We start from the raw sequence: 16,473 nt of genomic DNA, 5'->3' as shown, positions 1-16,473 counted from the left end.
ATCGCACCTGCCAGCCTGGCAGAAGACGATGTGCAAGGTTTAGGATGGAGTCGTCTCAATGAAAGCCCTAGCTACCGCACTCATGGTTACCGCAACGTTGGTGGGTATGTCCGCCGCTCACGCCGATGGCAAGACGCGTGAACAGGTCCAGCAGGAACTGCAAGCCGCCAAGGCCGCCGGCCAGGTCACGTTTGGTGAACTGGACTATCCGCCTGCCGCCGTCGAGCGCACCAGCCTGTCACGCGAGCAAGTCCAGCAGGAACTGCAAAGCGCCAAGGCTGCTGGCCAGGTGACCTCTGCTGAACTGGACTACCCGCCCAAGGCCGCGGTGTCGCAAACCGCCGGCAAGAGCCGCGAACAAGTGCGTCGGGAATTGGCTGAAGCCAAGGCCCGCGGCGAGTACACGTTCGGTGAACTGGACTACCCGCCCCAAGGCCGGTAAGCCGTCCAGCTGGCAAGAAAAGAGGCCCTTCGAAGTGTCGAGGGGCTTTTTTTATATGTAGCGGATGGTCCGCCATCCGCCGATAGTGTGGCGTTTGCACATCAGAATTGTCCGGGCCAATCAACAACTCTTGTTGGTCTGTCGGGCCCGGCAGGAGAATATCCGAGGCCCGTCTGGTGTTTTGCGAGCCTTAATTCGCATTTGATATCAATGCGTTAACGCAGGTTTCCAAAGAGGGTGGTTAGTAAGAAGGCCGTCATTATCCCAACCATGGAAAGTAGTTCTTCGAAATCCGGGTTACTTCGAATGGGCGCAGGCTGGACACTGACTCCAGTGCATGCGCCGCTAACTTGTTCGCAGCGGCACGCAGACTCCCAGCTCTGTGCGCGGTGGGTTTGCGGTTTGCCTTTCATCTCGCCATTTTGGGGACTTATATGAAGAAGACGCTATTGGCTGTCGCGCTGCTGGCTGGTTTCGCCAGCGCTGCGCAAGCCGCAGACTCCGTGACGCTGTACGGCTTGATCGATGCCGGTGTCGGCTACGAGAAGGTCAAGTTCGGCGGTAATTCGCAAAGCCGTTTCGGCGGAGTTCAGGGCGTGAGCAGCGGCTCGCGCTTCGGCCTGCGCGGCACCGAAGATCTGGGCGACGGCCTGCGCGCCGTGTTTACCCTGGAAGGCGGCTTCGGCCCCATGAACGGCAAGTCGCTGCAGAACGGCCGCCTGTTCGGCCGTCAGGCCACCGTGGGCCTGGACAGCGATTCCTGGGGCCGCCTCGAATTCGGCCGCCAGACCAACCTGGCCTCCAAGTACTTCGGCTCGATCGACCCGTTCTCGATCAGCTACAACACCGCCAACATGGGTACCACGTTCGGCAGCGCCAACACGATGCGCCTGGACAACATGGTCCTGTACCAGACCCCCAGCATGGGCGGCTTCAAGCTGGGCGTGGGTTACTCGTTCAGCGCCGATGACACGGTCAGCGACACCTCGCAGACCGGTTTCGCAACCGGCAACAACAACCGCGTGCTGACGGCGGGCGTGCAGTACGTCAACGGCCCGCTGAACCTGGCTGCGGCGTACGACCGCTTCAACCCGTCCAACGGCCAGACCGGCGGCAAGTCCGAAGCGCGCATCCAGGAATACATCCTGGGCGGTTCGTATGACTTCGAAGTCGTGAAGGTCGCGGCTGCGTTCGGCCAGACCCGCGACGGCTGGTTCGTCGGCCAGAACATGGGCACCACGCCCGACGGCATGCAGAACCTGGGCTCGTTCAAGCTGGCTGACGGCTTCCGCGCCAATTCGTACATGATCGGCGCCACCGTGCCGCTGGGCCGCCACGCTGTCTTCGGTTCGTGGCAGCGCGCCACCGCCAGCAACGACAAGCTGACGGGCGACGATGCAACGTTCAACGTCTACAGCCTGGGCTACACCTACGACTTTACCAAGCGCACCAACCTGTACGCGTACGCCTCCTACGGCGACAACTACGCGTTCCAGCGCGATGCGACCGACACGGCAGTCGCCGTGGGCGTGCGTCACCGTTTCTAAGCGCTAGGACGTCCGGCAAAACCTTGCTGAATGCGCGGCTCATCTCCGTGGGCCGCCGAGTGACAGCGAACCCCCCCTAGTGGTTGCCGCCGGACGTTTCTAGAGCAGGGAAGGGAAGGGCCTCCGTATGGAGGCCCTCTCGTTTTTGTGCGCCGGTGTGAAGGTCGCGGCCCTACAGGAATAGCTTGTAGGCCGGATTGTCGGTCTCGTTCCAGTGGGGATAGCCCAGTTCGGCGACGAAGCTGCGGAACTGCTTCTTGTCGGCGGGCGGCACCTGGATGCCGATCAGGATGCGGCCATAATCCGCGCCCTGGTTGCGGTAATGGAACAGGCTGATGTTCCAGTCCGGATTCATGGCGTTCAAAAAGCGCATCAGCGCGCCCGGACGTTCCGGGAATTCAAAGCGGTACAACAGTTCGTTGCGCGCCAGCGCCGAGCGCCCGCCCACCATGTGGCGCAGGTGGGTCTTGGCCATTTCGTCGTGGGTCAGGTCCAGCGTGTCAAAGCCGTGGCGGCGGAAGTTCGCGGCGATCTTGTCGGGCTCGGATGCCGAGGACACCTGGATGCCGACGAAGACGTGGGCGCGGTCCGCGTCGGAGATGCGGTAGTTGAACTCGGTCACGCTGCGCTCGCCCACCAATTCACAGAAGCGGCGGAAGCTGCCGCGCTGCTCCGGCATGGTGACGGCGAACACGGCTTCGCGCATTTCGCCGACTTCGGCGCGTTCGGACACGAAGCGCAGGCGGTCGAAATTCATGTTGGCGCCGCAGGCGATCGCCACCAGCGTCTTTCCCTTCAGGTTGTGTTCGGCCGCGTATTGCTTGGCGCCGGCGACGGCCATCGCGCCGGCCGGCTCCAGCACGCTGCGGGTGTCCTGGAACACGTCCTTGATGGCTGCGCAGATCGCATCGGTGTTGACCACCACGAAATCGTCCACATACTGGCGCGTGAGCTTGAAGGTCTCCGCGCCGACCATCTTGACCGCCGTGCCGTCGGAGAACAGCCCCACGTCGTTCAACTGCACCCGGCGGCCCGCGCGCACGCTGCGCAGCATGGCGTCCGAGTCTTCCGTCTGCACGCCGATGATCTTGATCTCCGGGCGCAGCTGCTTGATGTAGGCGGCCACGCCCGCGATCAGCCCGCCGCCGCCGATGGCCACGAAGATGGCGTCGATCGGGCCGGGGTGCTGGCGCAGGATCTCCATGCCCACGGTGCCCTGGCCGGCGATCACGTCGGGATCGTCGAAGGGGTGGACGAAGGTCAGCTTCTCTTTCTTTTCCAGGATCTGCGCGTGCGCGTAGGCGTCGGAAAAGCTCTCGCCCGCCAGCACGACTTCGCCGCCCAGGCGGCGCACCGCGTCGATCTTGACCTGCGGGCTGGTGGTGGGCATGACGATGACGGCGCGGCAGCCCAGCCGGCTGGCCGCCAGCGCCACGCCCTGGGCGTGGTTGCCTGCCGAGGCCGCGATGACGCCGCGGTTGCGCGCGGCCGGGCTCAGGTTGGCCATCTTGTTGTAGGCCCCGCGCAGCTTGAAGCTGAACACCGCTTGGGTATCTTCGCGCTTGAGCAGCACCGTGTTCGAGATCCGCTGCGACAGCAGCGGTGCCGTCTCCAGCGGCGATTCGACCGCAACGTCGTAAACCTTGGAGGTCAGGATGCGTTTCAGATAGTCAGTGGACATGGACAGCAGGCGGGGCAAGAAGTAGGGAGGTGGGGCAGATTATGCACCCGCGCGCGGCTACACTCGGCGCACTATGGAAGAAAGTCTGCTATCCGCTGTGCATTGGATGCTGGGGGTGCTGTCGCTGCCCTCGGTCGGCCTGTCCGCCATCTTCACGGTTTCGCTGGTGTCCGCGACCCTGCTGCCCTTGGGTTCGGAACCCGCTGTATTCGGCTACATCAAGCTGGCGCCGGACATGTTCTGGCCGGCCATCCTGGTGGCGACCCTGGGCAATACGGTGGGCGGCGCCATCAGCTACGCCATGGGCCTGGGCGCCGAGCGCGCCGTGCAGCGCTGGAAGGAACACCACCCCCATCCGCATCCCGATGCGACCGAAGGCGGACGCATGCGCGGACGCTGGAACGAGCGTGCCCACGACTGGATCCATCGCATGGGACCGCCGGCGCTGCTGCTGTCCTGGCTGCCCGCCGTGGGCGATCCGCTATGCGCCGTGGCGGGGTGGCTGCGGCTGTCGTTCTGGCCCTGCGTGCTCTACATGGCCATCGGCAAATTCCTGCGCTATCTGGTCATGACGGCCGGACTGCTGTGGTTTTTTCCCGGGCAGGTCTAGCGCCAGGATTGCACTTAATTGGGGACGCACCATCCCTATCATTTCCGAGTTTCGAGCGCTTCCCTAGGGGTATTAGGGGCCAGACTCGGCCTATGGCATAAAATAATTTTTTAAGGGCCCCCTTCTTGCAGCCATGAACGCCCCACTCGCTAGCCACATCTTGAACGGGGCGATGCCGCCCGCAGCACCCGCGCGCTTGCGCGAAATCCCGTACAACTACACGTCGTTTTCCGACCGCGAGATCGTCGGCCGCTTGCTGGGCGACGACGCCTGGAGCCTGCTGAGCGACCTGCGCGGCGAACGCCGCACCGGCCGTTCCGCGCGCATGCTGTACGAGGTCCTGGGCGACATCTGGGTGGTGCGCCGCAACCCCTATCTGCAGGACGACCTGCTCGACAATCCCAAGCGCCGCAAGCAGCTCATCGAAGCCCTGCATCACCGCCTGGGTGAAATCGACCGCCGCCGCGAACCGGACGTGCCCGCCGAGGCCGGCCACGATCCGCACCGCGACGAGAAGGTCGTCGGACTGCTGGCGCGGGCGCGCTCCGCCATCGCCGCGTTCGAGGGCGAGTTCGATCAGACCGCCATGATGCGCAAACAGGCGCAGAAGGTGCTGGGCCGCATCACCGCGCGCGACAACATCAAGTTCGACGGCCTGTCGCGCGTCTCGCACGTGACCGACGCCACCGACTGGCGCGTGGAATACCCCTTCGTGGTGCTGACGCCGGACACGGAAGACGAGATCGCCGCCCTGGTCACCGCCTGTATTGAACTCGGGCTGACCATCATCCCGCGAGGCGGCGGCACCGGCTATACCGGCGGCGCCATTCCGCTGACCTGGAAGTCGGCGGTGATCAACACCGAGAAATTCGACAAGCTCGGCAAGGTCGAGTCCTGTCTGCTGCCCGGGCTGACCGAGCCCGTGGCGGTCATCCATGCCGGCGCCGGCGTCGTGACCAAGCGCGTTTCCGAGGCTGCCGAGGCGGCCGGCTTCGTGTTCGCCGTCGACCCGACCTCGGCCGAGGCCTCCTGTGTCGGCGGCAACATCGCCATGAACGCGGGCGGCAAGAAGGCCGTGCTGTGGGGCACCGCGCTGGACAACCTGGCCTGGTGGCGCATGGTTGACCCGAACGGCAACTGGCTGGAAGTCAGCCGCCTGGACCACAACATGGGCAAGATCCATGACGTGGACGTGGCGCGCTTCGAGCTCAAGTGGTTCGACGGCCGCGGCAAGCCGGGCGAACGCCTGCTGAAGACCGAAACCCTGGAAATCCAGGGCCGCGTGTTCCGCAAGGAAGGCCTGGGCAAGGACGTTACCGACAAGTTCCTGGCCGGCCTGCCTGGCATCCAGAAGGAAGGCTGCGACGGCCTGATCACATCGGCGCGCTGGGTGCTGCACCGCATGCCGCGCTACACGCGCACCGTCTGTATGGAGTTCTTCGGCCAGGCGCGCGACGCGATCCCGTCGATCGTCGAGGTCAAGGGCTACCTGGACGGCGAAGGCCGCGCCCGCGGCGCCATCCTGGCCGGTCTCGAGCATCTGGACGAACGCTATCTGCGCGCGGTGGGCTACGCCACCAAGAGCAAGCGCGGCGTGCTGCCCAAGATGGTCCTGATCGGCGACATCGTCGGCGACGACGAAGACGCCGTGGCCGCGGCTTCTAGCGAAGTCGTGCGCCTGGCCAACACGCGCCATGGCGAAGGCTTCGTGGCCGTCAGCCCCGAGGCGCGCAAGAAGTTCTGGCTGGACCGTTCGCGCACCGCCGCCATCGCTCGCCACACCAACGCCTTCAAGATCAACGAAGACGTGGTGATCCCGCTGCCCCGCATGGGCGAGTACACGGATCACATCGAGCGCATCAACATCGAACTCTCGACCAGCAACAAGCTCAAGCTGCTGGGCGAGCTGGACGCCTATCTGTGCACGCCGTTGCCGGTCGGCAAGATCGACGACACGGACGTCGAGACCACCCGCGCCGAAATGCTGGCCGAGCGCACGCGCCAGGCGCTGGAACTGCTGGCCGCCGTCAGGCAGCGCTGGCAGTGGTTGCTGGACAACCTCGACCTGCCGCTTCTGCAGGCGCTGCCCGAGCTGCATGGCCTGGGCCTGGGCGAGCTGCAGCCCGTGCTGTCGGACCGCCTCGCGGCGCAGCCCGGCGCGCGCGTTTTCGACGTGGTGCAGGATCGCACCATCCGCCTGTCCTGGAAGACGGAAGTGCTGGCGGGCCTGCAGCGCACTTTTTCGGGCGCGGCCTACAAGAAGATCGTCGACGAGATGATCGCCATCCATGGCCGCGTGTTGAAGAGCCGCGTCTTCGTGGCGCTGCACATGCACGCCGGCGACGGCAACGTGCATACCAACATCCCGGTCAACTCGGACGACTACGGCATGCTGCAGGAGGCCCACCAGGCCGTCGAACGCATCATGCAGATCGCCCGCGACCTGGACGGCGTGATTTCCGGCGAGCATGGCATCGGCCTGACCAAGTATGAATTCCTGACCGAGGCCGAACTGGCGCCGTTCCAGGACTACAAGCGCCGCGTCGATCCCAACGGCCACTTCAACGCCGGCAAGCTGATGCCGGGCGCGGACCTGCGCCACGCCTGGACGCCCAGCTTCAACCTGATGGGCCACGAGTCGCTGATCATGCAGCAAAGCGACATCGGCGCCATCTCCGAATCCATCAAGGACTGTCTGCGCTGCGGCAAGTGCAAACCGGTGTGCGCGACCCACGTGCCGCGCGCCAACCTGCTGTATTCGCCGCGCAACAAGATCCTGGCCACCTCGCTGCTGGTGGAAGCCTTCCTGTACGAAGAGCAGACCCGCCGCGGCGTCAGCCTCAAGCACTGGGAAGAGTTCGAGGACGTGGCCGACCATTGCACGGTCTGCCACAAGTGCTACAACCCCTGTCCGGTCGACATCGATTTCGGCGACGTGTCCATGAACATGCGCGCCGTGCTGCGCCGCATGGGCCGCAAGTCGTTCAATCCGGGCACGGCCAGCGCCATGTTCTTCCTGAACGCCAAGGATCCGGCCACCATCAACGCCACCCGCAAGGCAATGGTGGGCGTGGGCTACAAGGTCCAGCGCGCCGCGCACGACCTGCTGTCGGGCCTGGTGAAGAAGCAGACCGCCGCGCCTCCGGCGACGGTGGGCAAGCCGCCGCTGCGCGAGCAGGTGGTGCATTTCGTGAACAAGAAGATGCCTGGCGGGCTGCCCAAGCAGGCGGCGCGCAAGCTGCTGGACATCGAAGACGCGAACTACGTGCCGATCATCCGCGATCCCAAGGCCACCACGGCCGACACGGAAGCGGTGTTCTATTTCCCGGGCTGCGGCTCGGAGCGCCTGTTCTCCCAGGTGGGCCTGGCCACGCAAGCCATGCTGTGGCACGCGGGCGTGCAGACCGTGCTGCCGCCGGGCTACCTGTGTTGCGGCTATCCCCAGCGCGGCAACGGCATGACGGACAAGGCCGAGCAGATCATCACCGACAACCGGGTGCTGTTCCATCGCGTCGCCAACACGCTGAACTACCTGGATATCAAGACGGTGGTGGTCAGCTGCGGCACCTGCTACGACCAGTTGGCGGGCTACGAGTTCGACAAGATCTTCCCGGGCTGCCGCCTGATCGACATCCACGAATACCTGCTGGAAAAGGGCATCAAGCTGGAAGGGGCCAAGGGCGTGCGCTACATGTACCACGACCCCTGCCACACGCCCATGAAGCTGCAGGAACCCATGAAGACCGTGCGCGCCCTGGTCGGCGACGACGCCGTCAAGAGCGACCGCTGCTGCGGCGAATCGGGCACGCTGGCCGTCAGCCGCCCCGACATCTCCACGCAGGTGCGCTTCCGCAAGCAGGAAGAGCTGCTCAAGGGCGATGCCGCCTTGCGCAGCGACGGCTTCACCGGCGACGTGAAGGTGCTGACCTCCTGCCCGTCGTGCCTGCAGGGCCTGTCGCGCTATGAAGGCGACACCGGCATGGACGCGGACTACATCGTGGTCGAGATGGCGCGTCACATCCTGGGCGAAGGCTGGATGGAAGAGTACGTGCGCCGCGCCAATGCGGGCGGCATCGAGCGGGTGCTGGTTTAGGCCGGCAGTCCACGCAAGAAGCGCACAAGAAAAAACCGCGACCATTGCTGGTCGCGGTTTTCTTTTCAACTGTGGCAGCGAGCTGTGAGGATTACTCCAGCTTGATGCCGGCCTTCTTGATCACGTCCGCCCAGGCGCTGCGTTCTTGTTCGGCGTAGGCCTTGAAGTCTTGCGAGGACATTGGCATCGGGATGACGCCCATGTCCAGGATCTTCTGCGATACGGCGGGCGACTTCAGCGTGGCTTCCAGGTCGGCGGCCAGCTTCTTGACGACGGGCTCCGGCAGGCCGGCCGGGCCGACCAGGCCTTGCCAGGCATAGGCGGTGAAGTTGGGCACGCCTTGCTCGGCCATGGTGGGCACGTCCGGCAGCGCGGCGACGCGTTCCGGAGTGGCCGCGGCCAACACGCGCAGCTTGCCGGCCTTGACGTTGGGCAGGCCCGAGGCCAGATCGATGAACATCAGGTCCACCTGTCCGCCCAGCAGATCCTGGACGGCGGGCGCCGCGCCCTTGTAGGGCACGTGCAGCACGTTGGCGTTGGTGCGCTGCTTGAAGAGTTCCAGCGCCAGGTGATGCGGCGAGCCCGCGCCGGCGGATGCCGCCGACAGCTTGCCCGGTTCTTTCTTGGCGGCCTGGATCACGTCGTCCACGGTCTTGAACGGCGAATTGACATTCACGGCCAGCAGCAGCGGGAACTTGGCGATGCCGCCGATGTAGGTGAACTTGGACGGATCGTAGGACAGCTTGGCGTACAGCGACGGGTTGAACGCCAGCGTGCCCGAGTCGGCCGTGCCGACCATGTAGCCGTTGGCCTCGGCCTGGGCGATGGCGGTAGCGCCGATGATGGTGGCGGCGCCGGGGCGGTTCTCGACCACGATGGTCTGGCCCAACGGTTTTTCCAGGCCGCTTGCCACCGTGCGCGCCACGACGTCGGTGCCGCCGCCGGCCGGGTAGGGCACGATCCAGCGGACCGGCTGGGTGGGCCAGGATTGGGCGGAGGCCGCGCCGGCGGCCAGGGACAGGGCGGCCAGCGCCAACAGGCGCTTCGCGTGCTTATGCATGGGGTGTCTCCAAGTGCGGAATTAAGTATGGGCCGCCGCCGCAGGGTGCGCGGGGGGCCTGTTATGCGCCGTTATTATGCCTTGCGTCCCCGGCAATCGGCAGATGTTTTGTGCCCTGTTTTCAGCGGCTTATTGCGGATCGGGGTAGCTGCGGGCGCCGAAGATCGCCGAGCCGATACGCACCTCGGTCGAGCCTTCCTCGATCGCCAGTTCGAAGTCTCCGCTCATGCCCATCGAGAGCCGGTCCAGCGATACGCCGGGCAGGTTTTCCTGGCGCAGGCGGTCGCGCAATTCGCGCAGGGTACGGAAGCAGGCGCGCACTTCGGCGGGATCCGGCGAATTCACGGCCAGCGTCATCAGGCCTTGCACGCGCAGCGTCGGAAAGTCAGCGGCGATGCGGCGCAGGAAGGCGGCCACGTCGGCGGGATCCATGCCGTACTTGGTGGGCTCGGACGACGTCTTGACCTGCACCAGCACGTCCAGGGTCCGGCCTTCGTTGGCCAGGCGGCGGTGCAGGGCTTCGGCCAGCTCCACCCGGTCCAGCGACTGGACTTCGGCCGCGTCGCGCGCGGCGTCGCGGGCCTTGTTGGTCTGCAGGTGGCCGATCAGCACCCATTGCAGGCCCAGGCCGTCCAGGGCCGCGGCTTTCTGGCGGATTTCCTGCGTCTTGTTTTCGCCGTAGCGGGTCAGCCCCAGCGCCATGCCCTCGCGGATGGCGTCCACGCCGAAGGTCTTGCTGACGGGCAGCAGCGTCACGCTGTCCGGGCTACGGCCGGCGCGCGTGCAGGCGTCGGCGATGCGTTGCTGGATCTGGGCAAGGCGCCCGGCCATGGTGTCTACGGCGGTCATTCAGCTCTCTGGTAGGAACGGGATGTCCCATAGTGTAGGACTGCGCCGGATCGTTTCGCCACAACGTCCGCCGGCGTCGTTGACCCTGTCTGATTGGCAGGCTTAGAATTTGAAGATATTTGTTTATATTTCAATGTTCTATGCCTTCCGGCGCCGCCCCTGCGGGCGACACGGTATCCAACCTACACAGTCTCCCGCCATGTCCACCGCAGCGCCTGAATACGCTTTCGCCACGCCTTTCCTGAATCCTCCCGCTTCCCCCATCCGATCGCTCATGCCGTATGCCATGCGGCCGGGCACCATTTCGCTGGCGGGCGGCTATCCCGCGCAGGAACTGTTCGACGTGGAAGGCCTGTCGATCGCCTCGACCCAGGTCCTGGCCCGCCTGGGCGCCTGCCTGCAGTATTCCAACATCGACGGCCAGGCCAGCCTGCGCCACGAGTTGGCGCGCCTGTCGGCCGAACGCGGCCTCCATTGCAACGCCGATACCGAGCTGGTCGTGACCGGCGGCTCGCAACAGGCACTGGCGCTGCTGACCCGCGTCATGCTGCAGCCCGGCGACCACGCCATCATCGAATCGCCCGCGTTTCCCAATTCCGTACAGGCGCTGCGTTACACCGGCGCAACGGTGCATACGGTGCAGTCGGGTCCCGAAGGCATCGACGTGGACGCGCTGGACGAACTGGCCGGCCGCATCAAGCCCAAGATGGTCTGCGTGGTCGCCTCCTTCTCCAACCCTTGCGGCGCGACCCTGACGCGTGAGCGCCGCCTGCGGCTGCTGGAACTGGCGGTCAAGCACCGCTTCCTGATCGTCGAGGACGATCCTTACAGCGAACTGCGCTTTGCCGGCGAGGCGGTGCCGCCCATCGCCGCGCTGGCCGAGGGCGAAGCGCGCCACTGGGCCGTGTACCTGGCCAGCATGTCCAAGACCATGGCGCCGGCGCTGCGCATCGGTTGGCTGGTGGCGCCGCCGGAAGTCCGCCGCCGCTGCGTCAGCGCCAAGGCGGCCGACGATATGGCCTCGTCCGCCTGGATCCAGGAAGTCGTGGCCCAGTACCTGGCCAACGGCCGCTACGGCGAGCACGTGCCGCGCATCCGCGCGGCCTACGGCCAGCGCTGCGACGCGATGGCGGAATCCCTGGCCCGCGAACTCAACGGCCGCGTCACCTTCAGCAAGCCCGAGGGCGGCATGTTCTTCTGGGCCCGGCTGACCGGTGAGATCGACGCCACGCGGCTGTTGCCCTACGCCATCGAGCACGAGGTCGTCTACGTGCCGGGCAAGGCGTTCTACGCGGACGCGGCGCAGGCCGACCTGCACGCCATGCGCATGTCTTTCGCCACCATGAATGAAAGCCAGATCGCCCAGGGCATGGTGCGGCTGGGCCGCGCGCTGGACGCGTGCGAGGCCAACCAACCGGTGTCGATCTCGCTGGCCGCCTGATGCTCTGATGCCGGCTTGACGGCGCGCATGCGCCTCTGGCTGGCCTGTTGCTAAGCTCTTCAGACTGTCCGCCCCGGCGCTTGCGTGCGGGGTGCGCATACCTAAATAAGCGCTCGTTATTTGGTTTGGGCGCTTCATGTCTATAAGCTTCTTGCCTCGGCGCGTTCCCGCGCCCGCAAAGCAGAACAGGAAACGAGGTCATGAACATTGCAAAAGGGTTGATCGGCGCGGCGTTGCTGGCGGCAGCGGCACAGGGCGCGCAAGCGGCCACGCTGGACGTGGTGCGCCAGCGCGGCGCCGTGGCTTGCGGCACGACCACGGGCTTCGCGGGCTTCTCCGCGCCCGACGCGCAAGGCAAGTGGCAAGGCCTGGACGTGGACCTGTGCCGCGCAATTGCCGCGGCGGTCTTCGGCGACGCCAACAAGATCAAGGTGGTGCCGTTGAATTCGCAGCAGCGCTTCACCGCCCTGCAATCTGGCGAGGTGGACGTGCTGACGCGCAATACCACCGTGACGCAGCAGCGCGACACCGCACTGGGCATCATCCACGCCGGCATCAACTTCTATGACGGCCAGGGCTTCCTGGTGCCGAAGTCCCTGGGCGTGAAGAGCGCCAAGGAGATCAACGGCGCCACCATTTGCCTGCAGACCGGCACGTCCAACGAAAACACGCTGGCCGACTGGGCGCGCGCCAACAACGTGAGCTACAAGCCGGTCGTGATCGAGACCTTCAACGAAGTGGTCAACGCGTTCGCCGCCGGCCGCTGCGACGTCTTCAGCACCGATGCCTCGGGCCTGGCCTCGATCCGCATTTCCAAGCTGCAGAACCCCGACGACTACGTGGTGCTGCCCGAGATCATCTCCAAGGAACCGCTGGGGCCCTTCGTGCGCCAGGGCGATGATGCCTGGCTGAACATCGTGCGCTGGTCGCTGTCGGCCATGATCGAAGCCGAGGAGTACGGCGTGTCGTCCGCGAACGTGGACGAGCAGGCCAAGAGCGCCAACCCCAACATCAAGCGCATCCTGGGCGTCACGCCCGGCAGCGGCGCCAACCTGGGGCTGGACGAGAAATGGGCCTACAACATCGTCAAGCAGGTGGGCAACTACGGCGAGAGCTTCGAGCGTAACGTGGGCCAGGGCAGCCCCCTGAAGATCAAGCGCGGGCTGAATGCGCAGTGGACGCAGGGCGGCTTGATGTACGCGTTGCCGATACGGTGACGACGACGGGTTTCGCGCGTTGGGCAATCGATTGCCCCGTGCGCGAAGCCCAATGGCTTTATCCGCGCCGGTACAACTCCGCGATCTTCACGAACGCCGCCCGCAATTCCCGCGTGCCGCCCTGGAAGATCATCGGCCGGCCGCGGTGCGTGAACACCACCAGCCGCTTGGAAAACAGCATCGGCACGAAGCGCGCGTAGCGCACGTCTTCCCAGGCGACTTCGCGGCGCGTGAACCAGGTCTGGCGCAGGCCGCGTTCGTCGATGGTGGTGATGGACGTCTGCATGTGCCAGGAAACGAACAGCAGCCCCAGAAAGCACAGCCCCACCACGACGGCCAGCAAGGTGTCGAAGGGCTGCGAGGGCGCGCGGATGGCGGTGGTGACCACCTGCACGCCCAGCACCGCCAGGATGACCCAGGTCAGGATGCGGACCCAGTCGGGCCAGGCTTGGCCGGACAAGGGCAGGGGACCGATGGTACGCAGCAGCGCCGCGTGTTCCTCGGCGGAGGGCGTGCTGGCCGAAGCGTTCATGCGGTCCGTCATGCCGCCCGTTTGGCGGCAATGGCGTTGCCCGCGCGGCTTGCGCCCTTGCGGTTCAGGTGGGCCGACATCCATTGGCCGATGTCGACCACGGCGTCGAAGTCCACGCCGGTGTCGATGTCCAGGCCGCGCAGCATGTACAGCACGTCTTCGGTGGCGACGTTGCCGGTGGCGCCCTTGGCGTAGGGGCAGCCGCCCAGGCCGGCCACTGAAGTGTGGAAAATCGAGATGCCGGTTTCCAGCGCCGCCAGGATGTTGGCCAAGGCCTGCCCGTAGGTGTCATGGAAGTGGCCGGAGATGCGGGCCGGGTCGGCCACGCGCGTCACTGCGCTCATCACTTCGCGCACGCGCTTGGGCGTGCCCACGCCGATGGTGTCTGCCACGTCGATCTCGTCGACCTGCATCGCCAGATAGCGCTGCGCCACATCCACGACCGCTTCCACCGGCACTTCGCCCTGGTAGGGACAGCCCAGCGCGCAGCTGATGCTGCCGCGCACGCGGATACCGGCGGCGCGTGCGGCCTGCACCACGGGTTCGAAGCGCGCGATCGATTCGGCGATGGAACAGTTGATGTTCTTTTGCGAGAAGGCTTCGCTGGCCGCGCCAAAGATCACGATTTCATCGGCGCCGGCGGCCAGCGCGCCCTCGAAGCCCTTCATGTTGGGCGTCAGCACGGAATAGATGGTGCCGGGACGGCGCTCGATGCGGGCCATCACTTCGGCGCCGTCGGCCATTTGCGGCACCCATTTGGGCGACACGAACGAAGCGGCTTCCACATTGGGGAAACCGGCGGCGGATAAGCGGTTGACCAATTCCACCTTGATGTCGGTGGGGACGAATTCCTTTTCGTTCTGCAGGCCATCGCGGGGCGACACCTCGACGATCTTCACGCGGGAGGGCAAAGCCATGTTTGTTCCTGTCTCGGGATGGGGTAAGCGGCGCGGCAGGGCGGCGCTATCTGCCCAATATTAGCGCCATAGCGCCGACCCTGTTTTGCAGGGAGGTCCGGGGGGAACAACCCTATTTCATGCGCTGGTAACGGCCATCGTCGAGCCGGACGATGCGGCCTTGCAGCTCCAGTTCGACCAACTGCGTCTGCAGGTCGGCGGTGTCCATTCCACTGCGGGCCTGGATCGCATCCAGGTGCAGCGGATCGTAGCCCAGCGCGTCCAGCACCGGGTGGTCAGGCAAGGCCTTAGCGGCGGCGGGCTGGGTGCGCGCGGCCGGCGTGGGGTCGCCGCCCAATTCGTCGGTGATGTCGCGGGCGGTTTCCACGAGTTTGGCGCCCTGGCGGATCAGCGCATGGCAGCCGCGCGAAAGCGGCGAATGGATGGATCCGGGAATGGCGAAGACCTCGCGCCCGCCTTCCGCGGCAAGCCTGGCCGTGATCAGCGATCCGCTCTGGCGGGCGGCTTCCACCACCAGCACGCCGCGCGCCAACCCGGCCACGATGCGGTTGCGCTTGGGGAAGTGCTGCGGCAGCGCGCCCGTGCCCAGCGGCAGTTCCGATACTAGCGCGCCGTGCGCCGCGATGCGGTGCGCCAGGTCGCGATGCTTGGCGGGGTAGATGCGGTCTATGCCGGTGCCCATGACGGCCACCGTGCCGGCGCCATCGGGGCCGGCGTCCAGCGCGCCTTCATGGGCGGCGCCGTCGATACCTAGCGCCAGCCCGCTGACGACGCGCCAGCCATGCCCGGCCAGATGCCGCGCAAAGGCGCGGGCGTTTTCCTGGCCGCCGGGCGTGGCGTTGCGCGCGCCCACCACGGCCAGCGACGGCCCCTGCAGGAAAGCGGGGTCGCCCGCCACATAGAGCAGGATGGGCGGGTCGGCGATGGTCAGCAGGCTTTGCGGATAGGTGGGATCGGCCAGCGTCAGGATGTGCCGGCCGGGCGCGGCCACCCATTCCAGCGCGCTTTCGACCTGCGCCGCCATCTCTGGCGGCATCGGGGCGGCCAGCTGCCGCGCCAGCGCTTCGGGCAGATGACGCGACAGAGCCGCGGCGCGCTGGGCGTAGATCTGTTCCGGCAGGCCGAGCGCGCCGAGCAGGGTGCAGGCGGTGGCGGAGCCGATGTTCGGTTCCAGGGACAGGCGCAGCCAGGCGGCCAGTTCGGAAGGGGATTGCGTAAGCGGCATCGTGCGGGGCGCGTAAGGGCGTCGGTGGTGCGAGAGTGTCGCATGCGGGGCGTTGGGCCGCGGGCCGGGGCGGATTGATTTGCGGCGTGGCGCGGCCAGGAAACTCCCGGGCACATGGCAATCCTGCCAATCCCGGGATTAGCCGAAAACTATTAGAAATCAAGAGTCTAATGAATTAAACTCTTATATAAACCTGACTACTGGCATTTCCCCCGCAATGGCTTTACTTCCTATTCTTCGCTACCCGGACCCGCGCCTGCACAAAAAGGCCAAGCCGGTCGCCGAGGTCGACGACCGCATCCGCCAACTGGTGCGCGACATGGCCGAAACCATGTACGACGCGCCGGGCGTAGGCTTGGCCGCGACCCAGGTCGACGTGCATGAGCGCGTCGTCGTGATCGATGTGTCCGAGGAAAGCAACCAGCTGCTGGTCCTGATCAATCCCGAGATCACGTGGCGCAGCGACGACTACAAGATCTACGAAGAGGGGTGCCTGTCCGTGCCCGGCGTCTATGACGACGTCGAGCGCGCCTCCCGCATCCGCTGCAAGGCGCTGGACGTGGATGGCAAGCCCTTCGAGTTCGAGGCCGACGGTCTGCTGGCCGTGTGCGTGCAGCACGAGCTCGATCATCTGGAAGGGAAGGTGTTCGTGGAATACCTGTCCAGCCTGAAGCAGAACCGCATCAAGACCAGGCTGAAAAAGGCCGAGCGCGAAGCGTTGCGAGCGTAGAGGGGCCCACCCCCTACCCGCTGCGCGGCCCCCCTAGGCGGGCCCCTCTCCAGGGGGCGGCGCAGGCGGACCGGCAAAGCCGGATCCGCGGCGCCCCGGATCGGCCAGGCCTCCTGGCTGCGGGCAACG

13 protein-coding genes are annotated in these 16,473 nt (G+C 65.9%); 7 read left to right on the top strand and 6 right to left on the bottom strand.

All coding sequences use genetic code 11. From position 1 onward, the window contains the following. Positions 1-58: 58 nt before the first annotated feature. A complete protein-coding gene (locus IAG39_RS29650) occupies positions 59-442 on the top strand; it encodes a DUF4148 domain-containing protein (protein WP_118933588.1) in 384 nt (127 codons plus the stop codon). A 434-nt stretch (positions 443-876) separates the two neighbouring features. Next, the gene (locus IAG39_RS29645; RefSeq protein WP_059378270.1) at positions 877-1,989 is read left to right on the top strand and encodes a porin; all 1,113 of its coding nucleotides are present in this window, start codon (positions 877-879) and stop codon (positions 1,987-1,989) included. 172 nt (positions 1,990-2,161) lie between these two features. On the opposite strand, the gene ilvA is transcribed toward IAG39_RS29645, so the two are convergent. After that, the gene (gene ilvA / locus IAG39_RS29640) at positions 2,162-3,670 is read right to left on the bottom strand and encodes a threonine ammonia-lyase, biosynthetic (protein ID WP_054457791.1); all 1,509 of its coding nucleotides are present in this window, start codon (positions 3,668-3,670) and stop codon (positions 2,162-2,164) included. A gap of 73 nt (positions 3,671-3,743) precedes the next feature. On the opposite strand from ilvA, the gene IAG39_RS29635 reads away from it, so the two are divergent. Both IAG39_RS29635 and IAG39_RS29630 read left to right on the top strand, forming a co-directional pair. After that, entirely contained in the window at positions 3,744-4,280 is a 537-nt protein-coding gene (locus IAG39_RS29635) for a YqaA family protein (RefSeq protein ID WP_118933587.1), read from the top strand. Between the two features lie 133 nt (positions 4,281-4,413). Beyond that, positions 4,414-8,373 (top strand): DUF3683 domain-containing protein, encoded by a 3,960-nt coding sequence (locus IAG39_RS29630; protein ID WP_059378266.1) that lies wholly within the window; start codon positions 4,414-4,416, stop codon positions 8,371-8,373. A 91-nt stretch (positions 8,374-8,464) separates the two neighbouring features. Here IAG39_RS29630 and IAG39_RS29625 read toward each other — a convergent pair whose 3' ends face one another. Both IAG39_RS29625 and IAG39_RS29620 read right to left on the bottom strand, forming a co-directional pair. Beyond that, entirely contained in the window at positions 8,465-9,433 is a 969-nt protein-coding gene (locus IAG39_RS29625) for a Bug family tripartite tricarboxylate transporter substrate binding protein (RefSeq protein WP_118933586.1), read from the bottom strand. A gap of 129 nt (positions 9,434-9,562) precedes the next feature. After that, positions 9,563-10,282 (bottom strand): YggS family pyridoxal phosphate-dependent enzyme, encoded by a 720-nt coding sequence (locus IAG39_RS29620; RefSeq protein ID WP_059378261.1) that lies wholly within the window; start codon positions 10,280-10,282, stop codon positions 9,563-9,565. A 199-nt stretch (positions 10,283-10,481) separates the two neighbouring features. Here IAG39_RS29620 and IAG39_RS29615 point away from each other — a divergent pair, with 199 nt between their 5' ends. Next, complete coding sequence (locus tag IAG39_RS29615) at positions 10,482-11,723, top strand: PLP-dependent aminotransferase family protein (RefSeq protein ID WP_059378259.1); 1,242 nt, start codon at positions 10,482-10,484, stop codon at positions 11,721-11,723. A gap of 200 nt (positions 11,724-11,923) precedes the next feature. Beyond that, positions 11,924-12,940, top strand: coding sequence for an amino acid ABC transporter substrate-binding protein (locus tag IAG39_RS29610; protein WP_059378256.1), 1,017 nt, complete (start codon positions 11,924-11,926; stop codon positions 12,938-12,940). A gap of 58 nt (positions 12,941-12,998) precedes the next feature. Here IAG39_RS29610 and IAG39_RS29605 read toward each other — a convergent pair whose 3' ends face one another. The 3 genes from IAG39_RS29605 to dprA all read right to left on the bottom strand — a co-directional run bounded on the left by IAG39_RS29605 (position 12,999) and on the right by dprA (position 15,614). Next, on the bottom strand, positions 12,999-13,472 hold the full coding sequence (locus IAG39_RS29605) for a hypothetical protein (protein ID WP_059378355.1): 474 nt from the start codon (positions 13,470-13,472) through the stop codon (positions 12,999-13,001). 8 nt (positions 13,473-13,480) lie between these two features. Next, entirely contained in the window at positions 13,481-14,389 is a 909-nt protein-coding gene (locus tag IAG39_RS29600; RefSeq protein WP_059378254.1) for a hydroxymethylglutaryl-CoA lyase, read from the bottom strand. Positions 14,390-14,501: 112 nt separating this feature from the next. Further along, positions 14,502-15,614, bottom strand: coding sequence for a DNA-processing protein DprA (gene dprA / locus IAG39_RS29595; protein WP_118933585.1), 1,113 nt, complete (start codon positions 15,612-15,614; stop codon positions 14,502-14,504). Positions 15,615-15,831: 217 nt separating this feature from the next. On the opposite strand from dprA, the gene def reads away from it, so the two are divergent. Beyond that, positions 15,832-16,344, top strand: coding sequence for a peptide deformylase (gene def / locus IAG39_RS29590; RefSeq protein ID WP_059378250.1), 513 nt, complete (start codon positions 15,832-15,834; stop codon positions 16,342-16,344). Positions 16,345-16,473: the final 129 nt, after the last annotated feature.

It is taken from the genome of Achromobacter xylosoxidans, from assembly GCF_014490035.1.
GTDB classification, from domain to species: Bacteria; Pseudomonadota; Gammaproteobacteria; order Burkholderiales; family Burkholderiaceae_B; genus Achromobacter; species Achromobacter bronchisepticus_A.
The sequence above is the reverse complement of the archived record's forward strand: the minus strand, read 5'-3'. Positions and strand labels throughout refer to the sequence as shown.